Below are 2,413 nucleotides of genomic sequence, written 5' to 3'. Positions count from 1 at the left end.
TTTTTATAGTGTTTTCCATTTCCGTTTTTTGATTTATTATTTGGTCAAGTTGTATTTTATTGGACTCTATTTTTTCACTCAATTCCGATATGAAACTCTCATTTTTTGAAATTTCGGTAATTTTTTGAGCGATTGTTTCCTCGCAATATTTAATTGCCTCATTTAGTTCATTAATTTCATAATTCTTTTCCTCTATGGCTTTGACAAGACTATTTAATTTTTCTCCCTGTTGAACTCTATCAACAGTAGTTTTTAATAAATAAGGATTGTTCCTTTTTCTCTTTTCATTTAGGCTGGCTAATTCACACTCAAAATAATACCGTTCATCTTTTTCTAATTCATAAGGATCGTAAATAAATATATCATCAAGATCATTACCATTAGGATATTTTATTTTTCGTCCGTTATGATCAAGAACAGATTTAAAATATCCATAACGACTACCTGGGTTTACGGTTAGCACTCCAGATAATACAAGAGATGGAATTTGATTGTATTCAAGAATGTCCTTAATCAACTCACTATCAGGTTTTGCTAGTAGTTTATTAAATTCCTGTTCATCATTTTCAGTCATAGGCTATTTGATGGTAATTGCGTTTTTATGCTTACCAGCAACTAAGATTTGCTGTAACATTAACTTGACTATGGATATTGTCAGCGTTAGAGCATTGTTACTGAAAGTATTTATACTATTTTTTACATTCATATAATATACAACTGTCTGTCTTCTTGGGCAACTATACGGTTAAAGGCTTAAAAAAAATTAATCAAGTAGTCAGGTAAAGCAATTTATACATTCATTAGCATTCCCCAGGTTATGGATAATGCCACGTTGCGCTATCAGAAACTCATCAACTTTCCTGTGAGTTGACTCAAACTCGGAAATCTTCTTTAATGTCAGGCGATTTTCCCCCAGAAACACATAAACTAGCGATTGGGTTATTAGTAAACTGTAAAGGTTAAACCCTGACGACATACACAAAATCAAGGACAAACCACGAATGACAAAATACCTAGACACTGCTATTGAAGCCATTGTCTCCCGCGAAATCCTCGACTCACGGGGAAGACCTACACTAGAAGCGGAAGTACATTTAGCTGGGGGTGCAGTGGGACTCGCGCAAGTTCCTAGCGGTGCTTCCACAGGCACATTTGAGGCTCATGAACTGAGAGATGGGGATAAAAGCCGTTATGGTGGTAAAGGAGTCCTCACGGCGGTAAAAAACGCCAATGAGATATTAGCACCCAAATTATTAGGTTTGGATGTCCTCAACCAAGAATTGTTAGACCGGACAATGATTGCTACAGATGGTTCAGCTAACAAATCTAACTTAGGTGCAAATGCCATTTTAGGTATTTCCTTAGCAGCAGCTAAAGCAGGTGCAGCAGCTTTGGATATTCCTCTCTATCGCTATTTGGGTGGACCTTTGGCGAATTTATTGCCCGTCCCCTTGATGAATGTGATCAATGGTGGAGCGCACGCAGCCAACAACGTAGACTTTCAAGAGTTTATGATTGTTCCTATTGGCGCTCCTTCTTTCAAAGAAGCTTTGCGTTGGGGTGCGGAAGTATTTGCGACTCTCAGCAAAGTGTTAGATGATAAAGGTTTGCTGACAGGTGTAGGTGATGAAGGTGGTTTTGCACCTAACCTAGAATCTAACCAAGTGGCTTTAGAATTGTTGGTAGCTGCAATTAAACAAGCTGGTTACAAACCCGGTGAAGAAGTAGCTTTAGCCTTAGACGTGGCTGCAAGTGAATTTTACAAAAATGGACAATATGTTTATGATGGTAAACCCCATAGTCCTGTTGAGTTTATTGATTATTTAGGTCAGTTGGTTGACCAATATCCCATTGTATCTATTGAAGATGGTTTACATGAGGAAGATTGGCAAAGTTGGCAATTACTAACTCAGAAAATCGGCTCAAAAGTACAATTGGTGGGTGATGATTTATTTGTAACTAACGCTACCCGCTTACAAAAAGGTATCGAACAAAAAGCCGCTAACTCGATTTTGATTAAGTTGAATCAAATCGGTTCATTAACCGAAACTTTGGAAACCATTGATTTAGCCACTCGCAACGGTTTCCGTTCAGTAATTAGCCATCGTTCCGGTGAAACTGAAGATACAACTATTGCTGATTTAGCCGTAGCTACTCGCGCCGGTCAAATTAAAACCGGTTCTCTGTGTCGCAGTGAACGGGTAGCAAAATACAATCGCCTCCTCCGCATTGAGCATGAATTAGGCGATCGCGCTGTCTATGCTGGTACTGTTGGTTTAGGACCAAAATAGGTGACAGGTGACAGGTGACAGGTGACAGGTGACAGGTGACAGGTGACAGTGAAGAAAGCAGGGGAAGTAGGGGAAGCAGGGGAAGTAGGGGAAGCAGGGGAAGCAGGGGAAGCAGGGGAAGC

The 2,413-nt window shown here is 39.5% G+C and carries 2 protein-coding genes; one reads left to right on the top strand and one right to left on the bottom strand.

Features of this window, described 5'->3' with window-relative positions:
• A partial coding sequence (locus IQ228_RS24775) for a hypothetical protein (RefSeq protein WP_193964798.1) occupies positions 1–574 on the bottom strand: 574 nt, incomplete at its 3' end.
• 427 nt (positions 575–1,001) lie between these two features.
• On the opposite strand from IQ228_RS24775, the gene eno reads away from it, so the two are divergent.
• Positions 1,002–2,291 carry a phosphopyruvate hydratase gene (gene eno / locus IQ228_RS24770; protein ID WP_193964796.1) on the top strand — a complete coding sequence of 430 codons (1,290 nt, stop codon included), beginning with the start codon at positions 1,002–1,004 and terminating at the stop codon, positions 2,289–2,291.
• Positions 2,292–2,413: the final 122 nt, after the last annotated feature.

This window comes from Dolichospermum sp. LEGE 00246, assembly GCF_015207865.1.
Classification (GTDB): domain Bacteria; phylum Cyanobacteriota; class Cyanobacteriia; order Cyanobacteriales; family Nostocaceae; genus Dolichospermum; species Dolichospermum heterosporum.
Note: the sequence above shows the minus strand (reverse complement) of the source record. Positions and strands in the feature narration are given on the sequence as shown.

Bases quoted from the DNA above. Each gene is read 5' to 3' on its own strand.
- eno (WP_193964796.1), top strand. From the start codon at position 1,002: ATGACAAAATACCTAGACACTGCTATTGAAGCCATTGTCTCCCGCGAA.